At 64.0% G+C, this 14,672-nt stretch carries 15 protein-coding genes; all 15 read left to right on the top strand.

Annotated features, from left to right (window positions below):
* The first annotated feature begins 160 nt into the window (after positions 1 to 160).
* The 15 genes from AAHM41_RS09555 (at position 161) to AAHM41_RS09485 (ending at position 14,104) form a co-directional block, all read left to right on the top strand.
* A complete protein-coding gene (locus tag AAHM41_RS09555) occupies positions 161 to 871 on the top strand; it encodes a response regulator transcription factor (RefSeq protein WP_342236299.1) in 711 nt (236 codons plus the stop codon).
* A gap of 309 nt (positions 872 to 1,180) precedes the next feature.
* Complete coding sequence (locus AAHM41_RS09550) at positions 1,181 to 1,363, top strand: Flp family type IVb pilin (RefSeq protein WP_342236298.1); 183 nt, start codon at positions 1,181 to 1,183, stop codon at positions 1,361 to 1,363.
* Between the two features lie 93 nt (positions 1,364 to 1,456).
* Entirely contained in the window at positions 1,457 to 1,969 is a 513-nt protein-coding gene (locus AAHM41_RS09545; RefSeq protein ID WP_342236297.1) for an A24 family peptidase, read from the top strand.
* A gap of 58 nt (positions 1,970 to 2,027) precedes the next feature.
* Complete coding sequence (gene cpaB, locus AAHM41_RS09540) at positions 2,028 to 2,804, top strand: Flp pilus assembly protein CpaB (RefSeq protein WP_342236296.1); 777 nt, start codon at positions 2,028 to 2,030, stop codon at positions 2,802 to 2,804.
* Positions 2,805 to 2,867: 63 nt separating this feature from the next.
* Entirely contained in the window at positions 2,868 to 4,217 is a 1,350-nt protein-coding gene (locus AAHM41_RS09535; RefSeq protein WP_342236295.1) for an AAA family ATPase, read from the top strand.
* Positions 4,198 to 4,917, top strand: a complete 720-nt coding sequence (locus tag AAHM41_RS09530; protein ID WP_342236294.1) for a TadE/TadG family type IV pilus assembly protein — start codon at positions 4,198 to 4,200, stop codon at positions 4,915 to 4,917. The genes AAHM41_RS09535 and AAHM41_RS09530 overlap by 20 nt, the downstream gene beginning before the upstream one ends.
* The gene (locus AAHM41_RS09525) at positions 4,914 to 5,318 is read left to right on the top strand and encodes a TadE/TadG family type IV pilus assembly protein (protein WP_342236293.1); all 405 of its coding nucleotides are present in this window, start codon (positions 4,914 to 4,916) and stop codon (positions 5,316 to 5,318) included. The genes AAHM41_RS09530 and AAHM41_RS09525 overlap by 4 nt, the downstream gene beginning before the upstream one ends.
* A 96-nt stretch (positions 5,319 to 5,414) precedes the next feature.
* On the top strand, positions 5,415 to 6,773 hold the full coding sequence (locus AAHM41_RS09520; RefSeq protein ID WP_342236292.1) for a phosphatase PAP2 family protein: 1,359 nt from the start codon (positions 5,415 to 5,417) through the stop codon (positions 6,771 to 6,773).
* Positions 6,774 to 6,887: 114 nt separating this feature from the next.
* A complete protein-coding gene (locus AAHM41_RS09515) occupies positions 6,888 to 8,048 on the top strand; it encodes a hypothetical protein (RefSeq protein WP_342236291.1) in 1,161 nt (386 codons plus the stop codon).
* 193 nt (positions 8,049 to 8,241) lie between these two features.
* Positions 8,242 to 8,922, top strand: coding sequence for a methyltransferase family protein (locus AAHM41_RS09510; RefSeq protein WP_342236290.1), 681 nt, complete (start codon positions 8,242 to 8,244; stop codon positions 8,920 to 8,922).
* A gap of 126 nt (positions 8,923 to 9,048) precedes the next feature.
* The gene (locus AAHM41_RS09505; protein WP_342236289.1) at positions 9,049 to 9,240 is read left to right on the top strand and encodes a Flp family type IVb pilin; all 192 of its coding nucleotides are present in this window, start codon (positions 9,049 to 9,051) and stop codon (positions 9,238 to 9,240) included.
* Positions 9,241 to 9,289: 49 nt separating this feature from the next.
* Positions 9,290 to 10,786: a CpaF family protein gene (locus tag AAHM41_RS09500; protein ID WP_342236288.1), complete on the top strand. Its 1,497-nt coding sequence runs from the start codon at positions 9,290 to 9,292 to the stop codon at positions 10,784 to 10,786.
* A 17-nt stretch (positions 10,787 to 10,803) separates the two neighbouring features.
* Entirely contained in the window at positions 10,804 to 11,802 is a 999-nt protein-coding gene (locus AAHM41_RS09495; RefSeq protein WP_342236287.1) for a type II secretion system F family protein, read from the top strand.
* Positions 11,803 to 11,823: 21 nt separating this feature from the next.
* On the top strand, positions 11,824 to 12,783 hold the full coding sequence (locus AAHM41_RS09490) for a type II secretion system F family protein (RefSeq protein ID WP_342236286.1): 960 nt from the start codon (positions 11,824 to 11,826) through the stop codon (positions 12,781 to 12,783).
* 19 nt (positions 12,784 to 12,802) lie between these two features.
* Positions 12,803 to 14,104 carry a TadE/TadG family type IV pilus assembly protein gene (locus AAHM41_RS09485; protein WP_342236285.1) on the top strand — a complete coding sequence of 434 codons (1,302 nt, stop codon included), beginning with the start codon at positions 12,803 to 12,805 and terminating at the stop codon, positions 14,102 to 14,104.
* Positions 14,105 to 14,672 lie beyond the last annotated feature (568 nt).

Here is a 14,672-nt window from a genome sequence, read left to right as displayed (position 1 = left end):
ACTTTCGCCCTTGCCGAGGCGTGAGGCAGGGTCGATAGTTTTAGCGCTTCGGGTCTGGCCTGTGGTCCTGCGCTCAGGCCCGAAGCCCTAGGATCTTGAGTTGTTGTAGCACTATGTTGGTTCAGACGACGACCTCGGCGCGATTGCCCGAAGACCGGCGATGGTGCAGCGCAAGCCCTGGGGGAGCCGGATGGAAGATTTTCGATGCAAGGCTCTAATCGCCGATGACGATGAATATTTCCGGATTGCGATCAAGTCGATCTTGATCGGTCGGCTGGGGTTGTCTGAAGTGATCGAGACAGCTTCGTTCGACGAAGCGCTGGAGCGAATGGACGAGGAGAGTGACGGCCTCGGCATCGGCCTGTTCGACCTGTCCATGCCAGGGATGGGAAGTGCCGCAAACTTGCGGGCCGTTCGCGAACTCTTTCCTCATGTACGTGTCGCGGTCGTCTCGGCGTCGAGGCGCCGCACCGACATCCTCATGGCGCTCGAGGCGGGTGTGCACGGCTATATGCCGAAAACCATGGGGGTCGAGGAACTCGCGCGCGCCATCCGGTCGATCATGGATGGCGTCATCTATGTGCCCGCGCTGCTGGCGGAGCTTCCTCCCGACGACGGTGCCTCCCGCTTCGCCCCCTCGGCCACCGCGCTGCCGCACCTGACGCCACGGCAGCGAGATGTACTCACGCTGCTGGTCGAGGGGCGGTCGAACAAGGAGATCGCGCGCAGCCTCGATCTTGGCGAGGGAACGGTCAAGATCCACCTGGCGGCCCTGTTCCGCAACCTGGGCGTGGCCAATCGCGCAGCGGCGGCCGTGCTCGGGTCACGCATTCTGGGGCGGCTTCCCGGATCCGCCGAAAGCTCGGAGTGATCGCGGGCCTGGTCTCGGCCGAAGTCGTCCTGTCGTCGTCCGGGCCGCCATTGCGCTTTTTGAGACATGATTGATGTCGGCGAAGTGACCGCTCCGTCCGGCTCGGCGGCCAATCCCTCGTGATCTGTCAAACGGCCTAACGGGCTCATCGGCGTAAGGGACTAGGCCATCAAGCTGAATAGTGCGTCGGATAAAAAAAACCTAAAACTTTATCCAACACAGGCGGCGGGTTCGAATTGCATCTCCGGCCGGAGACCTGTGGAGGGGCTGCAAACCATAGGCAGCAAGACATTTGAACAGGAAACCATCATGACCTTCAAGAAGCTCATTTCCCGTTTCGCCCGCGACCAGAAGGGCGTTACCGCGATCGAATACGGCCTCATCGCCGCTCTCGTCGCCGTCGTGATCATCGGCGCCGTGACGACGATTGGGACGGATCTGAAGACCTCCTTCAGCTATATCGCGACCAGCCTTCCCAATAGCGCTCCGTAAGAGCGTCAGCAGCGGTACGTCCCAAGGGAGGGGCATACCCCCTCCCTCTCTTTCCAAAGTAGGCGGCTTCGCGGCTTCACCGTCGGAATGACTATGACCAGCTCAGCCCTTGCGGCGTTCGCCGCCAGTTCCGTCTTCCCCATCGCCATGATGTGGGCCGGGCTGACCGACCTCACCTCCATGACGATCCGGAACGGGCTCGTCCTCTTCCTGCTCGCCGCCTACCTGGTGCTGGCGCCTTTGGCCGGCTTCGGGGCAGGGGAGATCGGTCGCAGCGTGGTGGTGGCCCTGGCGATCCTGGCGGGGGCGTTCCTGATGTTCGCCCGCGGCTGGATCGGCGGCGGCGACGCCAAGCTCGTGGCAGCGGCGAGCCTGTGGCTCGGGGCCGACCAAGTCGTGGCCTATCTCGGCACCACGGCGCTCCTCGGGGGCATCCTGGCACTCGGCCTCCTGCTGTTCCGCAGGCTTCCGCTCCCGGCGGCGCTCGGCACAGCATGGGTCGCGCAACTGCATCGCCGGGACGCCGGAATTCCGTATGGCGTCGCCCTGGGGCTGGCAGCCATCGCCGCCTTCCCCGAAACGTCCTGGGCACGGCTTCTATTCTGAGCCGGTCCTCGTCTTCGAAGTTTCCATGTCGCCTCATCATTGAATCCGAGGGATTGCCATGATCCGCGTCATCATTCTGTTCGTTGCGGTCGGTGCGGCCGGTCTTGCGGGGTGGCTCGTGCTCGGGCTGCGCCCCAATAACGATACGATGGTCGTCGCGGCGCCGGCCGCGGCGTCGCAGCCGAAGATGGAGGAGGTACTGGTCGCCGCCGGCGACCTCACCCCGGGCCAATCGATCGGCGAGGCCACCGTGCGCTGGCAGGCCTGGCCGAAGGACGCGGTCAATCCCGGCCTCATCCTCCGCGCTGACCAGTCGGACGCCGTCGCCACCCTGTCCGGCTCGGTCGCACGCAGCCCGTTCGTGGCGGGCGAGCCGATCCGTGAGGACAAGCTGACGCGCATCGATTCCGGCTGGCTCGCCGCCCAGCTGCCCTCCGGCAAGCGCGCCATCGCCGTCCGCGTCTCGGCGGAGAGTGCGGCGGGCGGCTTCATCCTGCCGAACGATCATGTCGACGTGATCCAGACCATCGCGCGCCAGTCGGATCAAGACGGCCAGCGTCTGAGCCGCACGGTCGTGACGAATGTGCGGGTGCTCGCGATCGACCAGAAGGCGAACGAAACGAAGGGCGAGACCTTCGTCCTCGGCAAGACCGCGACGCTGGAACTCGATGCCATGCAGGCCGAAGTCCTCGCCGCGGCGCAGACCGAGGGGGGCCTGTCGATCGCGCTCCGCTCCGCCGCCGACAACCGCGAGCAGTCCCGCGCAGTTACCGCGGACAGCAAGACGGTTGTGGTCATCCGGGCCGGCCGCCGCGAGATCGTCACCCTTCGCTGACTCCCCGCCCATCGCGCGACTTCCTGCATCGCCGGAGGCTCGGGCACAACCTTGGGATCGAACATGGTGAACCTTGCTTTCCTGGCTGACACCCGTGATCCGCAGCACGAAGGTCAGCCTTCCGGATCGGAGACGGCCCCAGCCATCGCCACACGGCTCGGACACGATGCGGCTTCCAAGCCGCACCCCGCCTCCCTGCGTGAAGCGGCCCCGGTTCCCCGCATCGCCATCCATGCCTTCTGCGACAGCGCGGAGCTGGTGGGTGTGGTCGAGGCGGCCGCGGCGGACCGGCTGATGGCGCGGGCCCATCTCAGCCTGCATCGCGGCGGCCTCGGCAAGGCGGAAGGGCTCTACCGCAAGGCCCCGTGCCCGAACCTGCTGATCGTGGAGAGCCGGTCGTCGGCGCCGGCCTTCCTCGCCGAGCTCGACCGGCTGGCGGAGGTCTGCGACCCAGGCACAAGGCTGCTCGTGATCGGCCACGTCAACGAGGTCGGGTTCTATCGCGAACTGCTTCGGCGCGGCGTCAGCGAATACCTTCTGGCGCCGATTTCGCCCCCGCAGCTCATCGCCGCCGTCTCCCGCCTGTATGGCGACGGTGTCGCCGCCAAGCTGGGGAAGACCTATGCCTTCATCGGCGTGAAGGGCGGGGTCGGCTCATCGACGATCGCCCACAATGTCGGCTGGTCGATCGCGCGGCGGTTCCAGTCGGCGGTCACCCTCGTGGACATGGACCTGCCCTTCGGCACCGCCGGCCTCAACCTCAACCTGGAAGAGGCGCAGGGGCTGCGCGAGGTGCTCGACAAGCCCGATCGGGTCGACGAGGTGTTCCTCGAGCGGCTGCTCGTCCAGCGCGGCGACCATTTCAACGTGCTGACCGCGCCGGCCACGCTCGACACTCCCTTCGACGTCGAGGAGCTCGGCTTCGAACCCGTGCTGGAGCTGGCGCGGGCGGGCACCCCGCATCTCGTGCTCGACCTCCCGCATCTCTGGACCTCCTGGGTCAGGCGCACGCTGGTGACGGCCGACGAGATCGTCATCACGGCCGTGCCGGATCTCGCCAACCTCCGGAATGCGAAGAACCTGGTCGCGTTCCTGCGGCAGGCGCGCCCGCACGACGCCCCGCCGCGGCTGGTGCTGAACCAGGTCGGCGTCGAAAGGCGGCCGGAGATCCGGCCCGCCGCCTTCGCCAAGGCGCTGGGGATCGAACCGCTCGTCTGCATTCCCTTCGTCCCCCGGGTGTTCGGAACGGCGGGGAACAACGGGAAGATGGTCGGCGAGGTCTCGGCGCGGCAGGGCATCGCCAAGACTTTCGCCAAGATCGCAGTGACGATGGCGGGGAAACCGGAGCCGCGGAGGCGCAGCCTTCTCGGGTCGCTGTTGGGGCGCAAATCGCATGACACGGGCAAACGTTGATAGCGGGCGCGGCCCGGTCGCGGCATCCGGCGAGGGCCGGCGCCTCGGCGCCGACGGTCGCAAGCGAGACCTTTTCAAAACGCCTATCCCTCGCCGTCATTGCGAGGAGGCGAAGCCGACGAAGCAATCCAGGGCTCAGTTCGTGCGGCCTCTGGATTGCTTCGCTGCGCTCGCAATGACGATGTTGGGAATTCTGAAAAGGTCTCGCAAGCATGTCGTGCTCGCCTCCGCCTTCGGAAGGATCACGGCCTTCGGCCGGGCGCAGGGCGGCGTCGCCGCCGTGGAATTCGCGCTCTTCGCCCCGATGCTGGTGTTCGCCCTTCTCATGATGTTCGACATCGGGATGGCGGCGCAGGAGCGGATGGCGATCGGCCAGGCCCTGCGCGCCGGCGCCCAGGCTGCGATGTTCGATCCCGGGGAGGAAGACGTGGAGAATGTCATCAAGTACACGGCCGCGACCAGCTTCGCCCTGACGCAGGGGGAGGCCAACAGCACGGGCCGGCCGCTGCTGACCCCTTCGGTGACCCGATACTGCGGCTGTCCGGACGCCACGGAAACGCCCGTGGACTGCTCGCTTCCCTGTGCGGCGACCTCGACGCTGCCCTATGCCTACTATCGGCTGTCGGCGAGCATGACCCATGCCGGCCTCTTCCTTCCCGCCTTCGTGCTGGACCCCGCCATGCAGGTGCAGGTCCGATGAGGCCGCGGAACCACAGCGCGGGTCGCCTGCTCCGCAACCAGACCGGTGCGGCTGCGGTGGAGTTCGCGATCATCGGCATGGCGCTGATCGTCCTCATGCTCGGGCTCATCGAGGTCGGGCGTGGCCTGTACCTCCGCAATGCCCTGGCCCAGGCGGTGGATGTCGGGGCGCGCAACGCCCTGGTCCACGCCGACATGACCGACACCGCGCTCGAGGACCAGGTCCGCGCGGCCTTCACCGGCAGCGAGCCGGACCTGCTGCAGGTCACGGTCGGGACCGAGACGGTCGACGGCATCACGTTCCGCACGGTCGCGCTCAGCTATCCGTTGACGCTCCTTGTTCCAGGGTTGGCGGGGACGAGCACTACTCTCGGCATGACGCGGCGGATCCCGACTCCCTAATTGATGTAGGAGCTCGCCGAGTATCGGAGACTGAACCTGTTCTTCTCTGTCCTAGAATAGTGTCAATCGCGTAATCAAGGGGCTAAGGAGATGAGCTTGTCGAAAATTCAGATGTCTCGTCTTCGCGAATTGCGCACCGACGACAATGGTGCGGAAGCCGCCTGCCCGGCGATCATTTTCACCTTGCGGATCGGCGGCAACGCTCTTGGTGGAGTGGCGGACAAAGCGCCGGGGACGTTGCAGCGCGCCGTAGACGCTGCCGTCAATGTCTTCGAGGTCTTCGGGCGCAGCCTACGCGCCCGTATGGGGCTTCTGATCCTGGTCGCGCTGCATCTGTTGAGTGCCATCTGCGTGGCCGGCTGGATCGGAAGGCCTTATCACTCCGGGATGGTCGCCAACGGTGCCCTCATTGCCTTGACACTGATGCCCGCCTTTCTGTGCGTCGCCTCGGCCTGGCGTTGTCTGGACATAGTCATCCGCATTCGCCCGAACCGACCTCTCTTGTGGCTATGGAACGATGTCCGGCAGGTCCTCTGCAATGTTGAGCGCCTGGCCGGAGGTGCAGTCGTCCTGTTGATCCTTCTCGTATTTATGGGATCTTTCGCGTTTCTCAAAGAATCGATACCTGCAATAAATCCATTTTCATGGGACAAGTACTTCGAATATCTTGATCGAGTGCTGCATGGCGGCCATCAGCCGTTTGAATTGCTATGGCCGTTGCTGGGCGGATCGGTTGTGACAGCGGCGATCAATTTCCTCTATAATATTTGGTTCTTCATTTTATTTTTCATTGTCATCACGGTTGCCTTCTCGGCTTCGCGGCCAACGCTTCAGCGCACGTTCCTGTATGCTTTTGTTTTGACATGGAGCCTCGGCGGCAACCTCCTCGCCACGATTTTTTCCTCCGCCGGCCCTGCCTATTTTGCAAGACTCGGACTTGGAGACGGCTTTGAACCTCTTATGGCGTCGCTCAGAAGCTTCGCGGATGTTGTGCCGGTCTGGGCGCTTGGAACACAGGATACCCTCTGGCAGGCCTATACTGGCAGTGACGCCGCTATTGCGGGCATCTCGGCAATGCCCAGCATGCACGTCGCATCCTCGGTCCTGTTCGTCCTCTACGGCTTCGGCGTAAGCCGACGGATCGGATGGCCTCTTGTGGCTTTCGCGGTCGCTATCTTTCTGGGCTCCATTCATCTCGGCTGGCACTACGCGGTCGATGGCTACATGGGAGTTGTCGTCGCCCTCGCGGCGTGGTGGATGGCCGTGCGTCTGCAAAGACGGCGGGTCTGGTACTCGATCGACGACGCACTACGTCGCTTTGAACGACGCCCCGCTGCTGCAGGTCATGATTGGGGCCGCGACAGGTTCATAGGGGTCCCGCACGGCCGCGCTCAGTCATTCCTCGCTGCTCCTCCTCCGGGGGCTGGGCGAAAGGACCCGTTGCTCTCGGAATGACTCGGCAAATTTCGGCTCTGTGACTGACAGCCGAGGACTAAGATCTTGCCAGCGGACTATCAATCTCAGAGACCGTCTATCGATATTCTGACGGTATTTAACAGAGGCACGCCAATGTCCGGTTACATCGATACAGCGATTTCACCTTCTGCGCATCGGATCTCCAATAGTGGTAGAAGGAACTATCTCTTCGGACCGATAATCGATTTCATATGCATGGGCGGAAGCTCTCTCACCTTCATGCCCCTGCTACTTCTGAGGCCGGTCGAGGAGTATAGGGCAACGCTTGCGATCGTCATGCTGCTGCTGGCGAATGCCATCAACCATCCACATTTCGCCCATTCATATCAGATATTTTACCGAAATTTTCATGCCAAGTGCTTTGGCGCAGATTATAGCCGCGCCCTGCGCGTGCGATATATGCTCGCCGGGATCGTGGTGCCTTCGCTGTTGGCGCTGTTCTTTGCAGTTGTACTGTTTCTCGGCAGTGCCAGGATGCTGGGCTACGCCGGTAATCTGATGGCCTTCGTCGTCGGGTGGCATTTTGTGAAGCAGGGCTATGGCATGCTGATGGTCGATGCCGCCTTAAAGAGAAAGTTCTTTCAGAGTCTGGATAAGAGGATTTTTGTGGCAAACAGCTATTCCATCTGGGTCCTTTCATGGGTTTTAGTAAATTATCTGGCGTCAGAATATGAACTTTGGGGACTTCAGTACTATGCCATTCAGTTGCCTTCGATTGCTCTCGATGCCTCTATCATTTTGGCGATCTTGACGACTGGGCTGGCCGCATGGCGCTTTGCTGTGTGCTGGAAGCGCAACGGGAAAGTTTTACCCTACAACGGTGTGGTTGCCTATGTGGCGAGCCTGTACAGTTGGCTCATACTCGCGCAGTTCGACCCGCTTTGGTTCCTCGTCATTCCTGTCCTGCATTCACTTCAATATCTAGTTGTGGTTTGGCGCTTCCAGTTGAACTATGAGCATGACAGGAAGGAAGCCAAGAGCGAATTTGGCGCGTTGCTGTTTGGCATGATGATTAAGCAAGACCACCATATCAACATGGCGATCTTTGTTGTTTTGGGCAGTATCCTGGGTTTTCTGGGATTTTGGGGGATTCCGATTCTTCTAGATGCTTATGTTCCATATGATAAATCCATGTTTGGTGAGTCCGTTTTCCTGTTCATGTTTTGGATATTCATCAATGTACATCACTATTTCCTGGATAATGTCATGTGGCGACGGGAGAACCCAGACACGCGGCGGTACCTTTTTGGCTAGGCGCTCGACGATGCTGGCGGGATCGCGTGGACCGGCGAGCCCGCCACCTCATCAGTTGAAAGGTCTAGTCTGTTCAGCCGAATTGAGAAGTGAGTCTGTCTGTGCAAGGAATTCCACTCAATTCGGATTGAAATCCGAAAATTCCTCATTGTCTTTTGCAGAGACAGCAGCAGGACATTCGAAGGCCACAATCATGAGCATCCCGAACCTGCTTTCCCGTTTCGCGCGGAACCCGAGAACTTCCTCCACTCCACGCTGCGGCTCTCCTTTCATCCTCGACATGGTCGAGCGCAGCTTGGTAACCATCGTCTTCGGCTTCCTGCTCTTCAGTTTGCTTCGTGGATTCCAGAGGTCGGGAAACCCTCTTGACCTGGCTCTCCTAGTTTCCGAGGGATCGGTCGTCCTCTTCATCTTGATCCGCCGAACGACGACCGAGGTCTCCCTCAGACCGATCGACTGGCTGATCGCAGTTGCCGGCTCGATCGCACCGCTCCTGGTGAGGCCGACGGGCACTGCCGAGGCCGCGATGGTCCCTGCCGTCGTCAGCGCTCTGCTCATGCTTGCCGGATTCGCGATGCAGATCGCCGCCAAGCTGACGCTCAATCGCAGCTTCGGGATCGTGGCCGCGAACAGGGGCGTCAAGGTCGATGGCCCGTATCGGATCGTCCGTCATCCGATGTATGCGGGCTATCTCCTCACCCAGATCGGCTTCCTGCTCAACCAGCCCAGCCTCTGGAACTTCAGCGTCTATGCCGTCGGGCTCGGCTTCCAGCTCTGGCGACTCCTGGCCGAGGAGCGCATCCTGACCGAGGACCCAGCCTATCTGCGATTTGCCGGTCTGGTCCGGTACCGGCTGCTCCCTGGGGTGTTCTAGTCCATCCGGTCGAATGGAAGAATCCATTCAATTAGATAAAACTTTAATCAACATAGGTTCAAATTCCGGATTTGATTATGAGGACGCTGCAATCAGTCCGCAGCACGACATTCGAAGGCCACCATCATGAGCATCCCGAGCCTGCTTTCCCATTTCGCGCGAAACCAGAGCGGCGCCACCGCGATCGAATACGCCCTCATCGCCCTGGCGACGATCGGCATCATCGCCGGCGCGACGGCGATCGGCGCCAAGACGAGCATTTCCTTCGTCACGCTCGCCGCTGCGCTCCCAAGCAGCAGCCCCAGCCCGAGCCCGTAACAGGCCGGATCAGCCATCGCCACGACTATACAGCAGGGACGATAGACAGATGTTCGGCAGGAAGAATATCGGGAATGACGCGCGGGAGAGGAACTCCGGCACGCTGGCGATGATGGATCAGCCGATGCCGGGCCAGGCGGCGCCGCGCACCGCCGCGCCGGCCCCCGAGAGGCCTCTCTTCGCCAGCTCGCCGCTCGCTGCCTCAGCGGGCCGCCAGGCCCAGGCTCCCGCCGCCGCGCCACGTCCGCAGAGCGCCCGGCGGAGCGACGAGTACTACGAGCTCAAGGCGCAGGTGGTCGCGGCGCTGATCGAGACGATCGACGTGTCCCAGCTCGCCAGGATGGATCAACAGCAGGCGCGCCAGGAGATCCGCGGCATCGTCGACGAGATCCTGACGGCGAAGAAGGCCGTGATGTCGTCGGCGGAGCAGGCGGTGCTGCTGGAGGACATCGCCAACGACGTCTTCGGCTACGGCCCGCTCGAGCCGCTGCTGGCCCGGGACGACATCGCCGACATCATGGTGAACGGGGCGGACTCGGTCTACATCGAGGTCAGCGGCAAGATCGAGAAGACCGAGGTCCGGTTCCGCGACAACGCCCAGCTCCTCAGCGTGTGCCAGCGCATCGTCAGCCAGATCGGCCGGCGGGTCGACGAGTCCAGCCCGATCTGCGACGCCCGTCTGCCGGACGGGTCGCGCGTCAACGTGATCGCCCCGCCGCTGGCGATCGACGGGCCTACCCTGACCATCCGCAAGTTCAAGAAGGACAGGCTCACCCTCGACCAGCTCGTGCGGTACGGGACGATCACGCCGGAGGGCGCGGAGATCCTGGCCATCATCGGCCGGGTCCGCTGCAACACGATCGTGTCCGGCGGCACCGGCTCCGGCAAGACCACGCTCCTGAACTGCCTGACCCGGTACATCGACGAGGGCGACCGCATCGTCACCTGCGAGGACGCGGCCGAACTCCAGCTGCAGCAGCCGCATGTGGTGCGCCTGGAGACGCGCCCGCCGAACCTGGAGGGGGAGGGGGAGATCACCATGCGGGCCCTGATCAAGAACTGCCTGCGCATGCGCCCCGAACGCATCATCGTGGGCGAGGTGCGCGGGTCGGAGGCGTTCGACCTGCTGCAGGCGATGAACACGGGCCATGACGGCTCCATGGGCACGCTCCACGCCAACAGCCCGCGCGAGGCCCTGTCGCGCATGGAGTCGATGATCACCATGGGCGGCTTCGGGCTGCCGTCGAAGACGATGCGGGAGATGATCTCCACTTCGGTCGACGTCATCGTCCACGTGTCGCGGCTGCGTGACGGCTCCCGGCGCATCACTCATATCACCGAGGTGCTCGGCCTCGAAGGCGACGTGCCGATCACCCAGGACATCTTCGTCTACGAGATCCTGGGGGAGGACGCCAACGGCAAGATCATCGGCCGCCATCGCGCGACCGGGGTCGGGCACCCCGCCTTCTGGGAGCGCGCCCGCTACTACGGCGAGGAAAAGCGCCTCGCCGCCGCCCTCGATGCCGCCCGGCTGGCGGCGGCCTGACGGATGCAGGAGTCGCCATGTTCTCCCCGGCCCTGACCACCATCGCGATCGCCGCGCTCACCGCCCTCGCGTCGGGCGGCCTGGTCGTCGCCCTGTTCTACCGGCGGCTCGCACCCCGCTCGGCGTTCGAGACCCGCCTCGAGGCGCTGATCGGCACGCCTGCCGCGGTCGATGAGCAGGCCAACCAGGCCGACGACGCGCGACGCAAGAAGGCGGTCGAAGCCACGCTGCGCGAGCTCGAGGAGAAGCAGAAGGTCCGACGCGGCGGCAAGCCGACCCTCGTGCAGCGCATTCGCCGGGCCGGGCTCGGCTGGAGCAAGGCGACCTATTTCGCCATCTGCGCCGCGGTGGGGGCCGGCGCGTTCCTGGTCATGCTCCTGGGGCTCGGCCTCGGCCTCTACCCCTCGCTCGGCTTCGGGCTGAGCTGCGGCCTGCTGCTGCCCCATCTCTTTGTCGGCAGCCGCGGCGCGCGCCGCCGCAAGCGCTTCGCGAGCGAGTTTCCCAACGCCGTCGACGTCATCGTCCGCGGCGTCAAGGCGGGGCTGCCGCTGGGCGACTGCATCAGGATCATCGCCGCCGAGGCGCAGGAGCCCGTCCGTGGCGAGTTCAAGGCGATCGTCGAGGACCAGACGCTGGGCGTGCCGGTGGATCAGGCCGTGGACCGCTTCGCCCGGCGCATCCCGACGCCCGAGGCCAATTTCTTCGCGATCGTCGTCGCGATCCAGTCCAGGACCGGCGGCAGCCTCTCCGAAGCGCTCGGCAACCTGGCGAAGGTGCTGCGCGACCGCAAGAAGATGCAGGCGAAGATCAGGGCCGTCAGCTCCGAGGCGAAAGCCTCCGCCGCGATCATCTCGGCATTGCCGGTGATCGTCGCCCTTCTCGTCTACATCACCACGCCAGCTTACATCAGCCTGCTCTTCACGACCTTTATCGGAAAGGCGGTGCTCGCGGCCTGCGCCGTCTGGATGGGGCTCGGCGTGCTGGTGATCCGGAAGATGGTCAATTTCGATTACTAGGGGGCGACGATGTCCTTGTGGATGCTTACCGAAAACGCCGGGCCGCTGATCGCCCTGGCCGCGGCCGTGTCGGCCTTCTGCACCATTCTCCTGGTCACCTGGCCCTATCTCAGCCCCGATCCGCTGAAGGCGCGGATGCGGCAGATCGGAGATGAGCAGGAGCGCATCCGCCTGCGCGAGCGGTCGCGCCTCGGGGCGCAGGGCAAGCCGCTGGCCCTGCGATCGGAGCCGGGCAAGCTGTTCAAGGCGATCGCCGACCGGTTGAACCTCGCCAAGCACGCCGATGACGGCGCCACGGCGCTGATCCTCCGCAGGGCGGGCTATCGCGGCCCCGGCCCGGTCGTCACCTTCCTGGTGGCGAGGCTGGTCGTGCCCATGGCCGCGTTCATCCTGGCTGCGCTCTACGTCTTCCTGGTTCTCCAGCTTGACCAGCCCTGGGTGGTGAAGCTGGGGCTGGCGCTCGCCGTGTCCTGTGTCGGCTACTACGCGCCGGGCCTCTATGTGCGGAACCGGACCCAGAAGCGGCAGAAGTCGATCCGCCGCGCCTGGCCCGACGCGCTCGACCTTCTCCTCATCTGCGTCGAGTCGGGCATGAGCCTCGAAAGCGCCATGCACAAGGTGGCCGGCGAGATCGGCGCGCAATCGGTCGACCTGGCCGAGGAGCTGAGCCTGACGACAGCCGAGCTCTCCTATCTCCAGGACCGCCGCAAGGCCTATGAGAATCTGGGCGAGCGGACCGACCTCGACGGCGTGAAGGCGGTGATGACCGGCCTGATCCAGTCGGAGAAATACGGCACGCCCGTCGGCAACTGCCTGCGCGTCCTGGCCCAGGAGAACCGCGACATGCGCATGAGCGACGCCGAGAAGAAGGCGCATGCGCTGCCGCCGAAGCTCACCGTGCCGATGATCCTGTTCTTCCTTCCCGTCCTGTTCGCCGTCATCACCACCCCGGCGGCGATCCAGATCATCAATCTGCCATGAGCCGCCAAGGAGGCCTGCCATGATCGGCCGTCACATCTTCGACACCACTGTGGCCCGGCTGCGCGCGTTCCGCCGCGACGACCGCGGCGCGACCGCAATCATCGTCGGAATCGCCTTCCCGGTCCTGGTCGGCGGGATGGGGATGGGGGCCGAGGTCGGATACTGGTACTTCACCCAGCGCACCCTGCAGGAAGCGGCCGATGTCGCGGCCCATGCCGGCGGTGTCCGCAAGGCCGCCGGCGACACCAAGCCCAAGATCGACTCCACGGCGCTCTACATCGCGCAGCAATCCGGCTTCTCCCCGGGAATCATCGCGGTCAACGTGCCGCCCACCGCCGGCACCTATGCCGGCAACCCGGGCGCCGTCGAGGTCCTGCTGTCGCGGTCGCTCCCCCCGCTGTTCTCCTCGGTGTTCCTCAGCAGCAATGTGGATGTGGGCGGCCGGGCGGTGGCGCTGGTCGAGTTCAATTCGAAGGCCTGCATGCTGGCCCTGTCGACCACGGAGGACCGCGCCATCAACATCTCGGGATCGACGACCGTCAACCTCACCAACTGCGACGTGGCTTCGAACTCGACCGCCTCCGACGCCTTCTATGTTGGCGGCAGCGGGCAGATCACCACCGACTGCGTCTACACCTCGGGCGGCGCGGACACGACATCGGGCCTCCACCTGAGTGAGTGCAGCGCCGTCTCGCAGTACCAGCTGCCGACGGCCGATCCCTATGCCGGCGTTCCCGAGCCGCAGAGCCCCTCGACGTGCCCGAACGGCGGCACCATCAACGGTGGCACCGTGAGCCCCCCGGACACCGGCCCGGACCGAGGGAAGAGGTGCTTCAAGAACGGCCTGTCCATCAAGAGCACCGTGCACTTCGATCCCGGCGTCTACATCATCGACGGCGGGACCTTCACCATCAACAACGATGCCGTGGTGACCGGGTCGCATGTCATGTTCTACTTCAAGAACGGCGGCGATCTGAAGATCAACGGCACCTCGGTCCTGAATCTCTCCGCCCCCAGCCCCACCTTCGAGCATCCCATTCTGGAGACGTATTCCGGCCTGCTGTTCTTCGGCGAGCGGGACAGCGCCCTCGCGGCCAACACGATCAAGGTGAACGGCACCTCCGGCTCGACCTTCACCGGCGCGGTGTACTTTCCGAGCTCGGATGTCGAATATACCGGCAATTCCACCACGACCGGCGGCTGCACCCAGGTCATCGGCCTGACTATCACCCTGACGGGCAACTCCGACTTCCAGTCCGACTGTTCGGATGACGGCACGAGCGATATCCTGACCGGGCCGCAGGTCTCGCTCGTGGAATGACGGGCGCCCCGCTCCCATAAGAGGGGCGCAGCACAGACAGGCCCGTTGATCTCTGAGAGGGCTCCTGATCCCCGACCCTTCGCAGAGGATCCTCATATAGAATCCGAACAATTCGTTCTAACAGTTCTGGACAAGAACGATTATTTGCGTGAGAGTTTCTTCATAGGGAACGCTTCCGGGGCGGTGGTACTGTCCTAAACGGCACTATCGTCCCCTGAGAAGGGGATACGGATGCGGGGGGTGATTGAAACTCGACGCCGAGGCGCACGGCAGCGGCTGGGCCTGATTGTCTCGGCGAGCGTTTTCATCGTCGCGAGTTGGGCCATGACAGATGGCCGCGCTCAGACGAATATTCCAGGCGCGACGGTTACTCCGCTGCCGGCCGAGGCGGAGCCGACCGCTCCGGCAGAGGCCAGCCCTGCGCCGGCAGCTCAAGGCGCCGCCATCGAGGGGGGGCGGGCCGGAGGCCCCAAGATCGTCCGGCCGCCAGTCCCGCCGACCCCGCCGCAGGGCGAAGGGAGCGGGCCGCAGGGTCAGGCACCGTCGCCGACTGCTCCCGCTACGCCGA

Source organism: Inquilinus sp. OTU3971, from assembly GCF_038440215.1.
The sequence above is the reverse complement of the archived record's forward strand: the minus strand, read 5'-3'. Positions and strand labels throughout refer to the sequence as shown.

What these genes read in the sequence shown, in the direction of transcription:
- AAHM41_RS09510 (WP_342236290.1), top strand. Translation starts at nt 8,242, where the DNA reads ATGAGCATCCCGAACCTGCTTTCCCGTTTCGCGCGGAACCCGAGAACT.
- AAHM41_RS09530 (WP_342236294.1), top strand. Translation starts at nt 4,198, where the DNA reads ATGACACGGGCAAACGTTGATAGCGGGCGCGGCCCGGTCGCGGCATCC.
- cpaB (WP_342236296.1), top strand. Translation starts at nt 2,028, where the DNA reads ATGATCCGCGTCATCATTCTGTTCGTTGCGGTCGGTGCGGCCGGTCTT.
- AAHM41_RS09525 (WP_342236293.1), top strand. Translation starts at nt 4,914, where the DNA reads ATGAGGCCGCGGAACCACAGCGCGGGTCGCCTGCTCCGCAACCAGACC.
- AAHM41_RS09515 (WP_342236291.1), top strand. Translation starts at nt 6,888, where the DNA reads ATGTCCGGTTACATCGATACAGCGATTTCACCTTCTGCGCATCGGATC.
- AAHM41_RS09500 (WP_342236288.1), top strand. Translation starts at nt 9,290, where the DNA reads ATGTTCGGCAGGAAGAATATCGGGAATGACGCGCGGGAGAGGAACTCC.
- AAHM41_RS09485 (WP_342236285.1), top strand. Translation starts at nt 12,803, where the DNA reads ATGATCGGCCGTCACATCTTCGACACCACTGTGGCCCGGCTGCGCGCG.
- AAHM41_RS09550 (WP_342236298.1), top strand. Translation starts at nt 1,181, where the DNA reads ATGACCTTCAAGAAGCTCATTTCCCGTTTCGCCCGCGACCAGAAGGGC.
- AAHM41_RS09490 (WP_342236286.1), top strand. Translation starts at nt 11,824, where the DNA reads ATGCTTACCGAAAACGCCGGGCCGCTGATCGCCCTGGCCGCGGCCGTG.
- AAHM41_RS09535 (WP_342236295.1), top strand. Translation starts at nt 2,868, where the DNA reads ATGGTGAACCTTGCTTTCCTGGCTGACACCCGTGATCCGCAGCACGAA.
- AAHM41_RS09505 (WP_342236289.1), top strand. Translation starts at nt 9,049, where the DNA reads ATGAGCATCCCGAGCCTGCTTTCCCATTTCGCGCGAAACCAGAGCGGC.
- AAHM41_RS09545 (WP_342236297.1), top strand. Translation starts at nt 1,457, where the DNA reads ATGACCAGCTCAGCCCTTGCGGCGTTCGCCGCCAGTTCCGTCTTCCCC.
- AAHM41_RS09555 (WP_342236299.1), top strand. Translation starts at nt 161, where the DNA reads ATGGTGCAGCGCAAGCCCTGGGGGAGCCGGATGGAAGATTTTCGATGC.
- AAHM41_RS09495 (WP_342236287.1), top strand. Translation starts at nt 10,804, where the DNA reads ATGTTCTCCCCGGCCCTGACCACCATCGCGATCGCCGCGCTCACCGCC.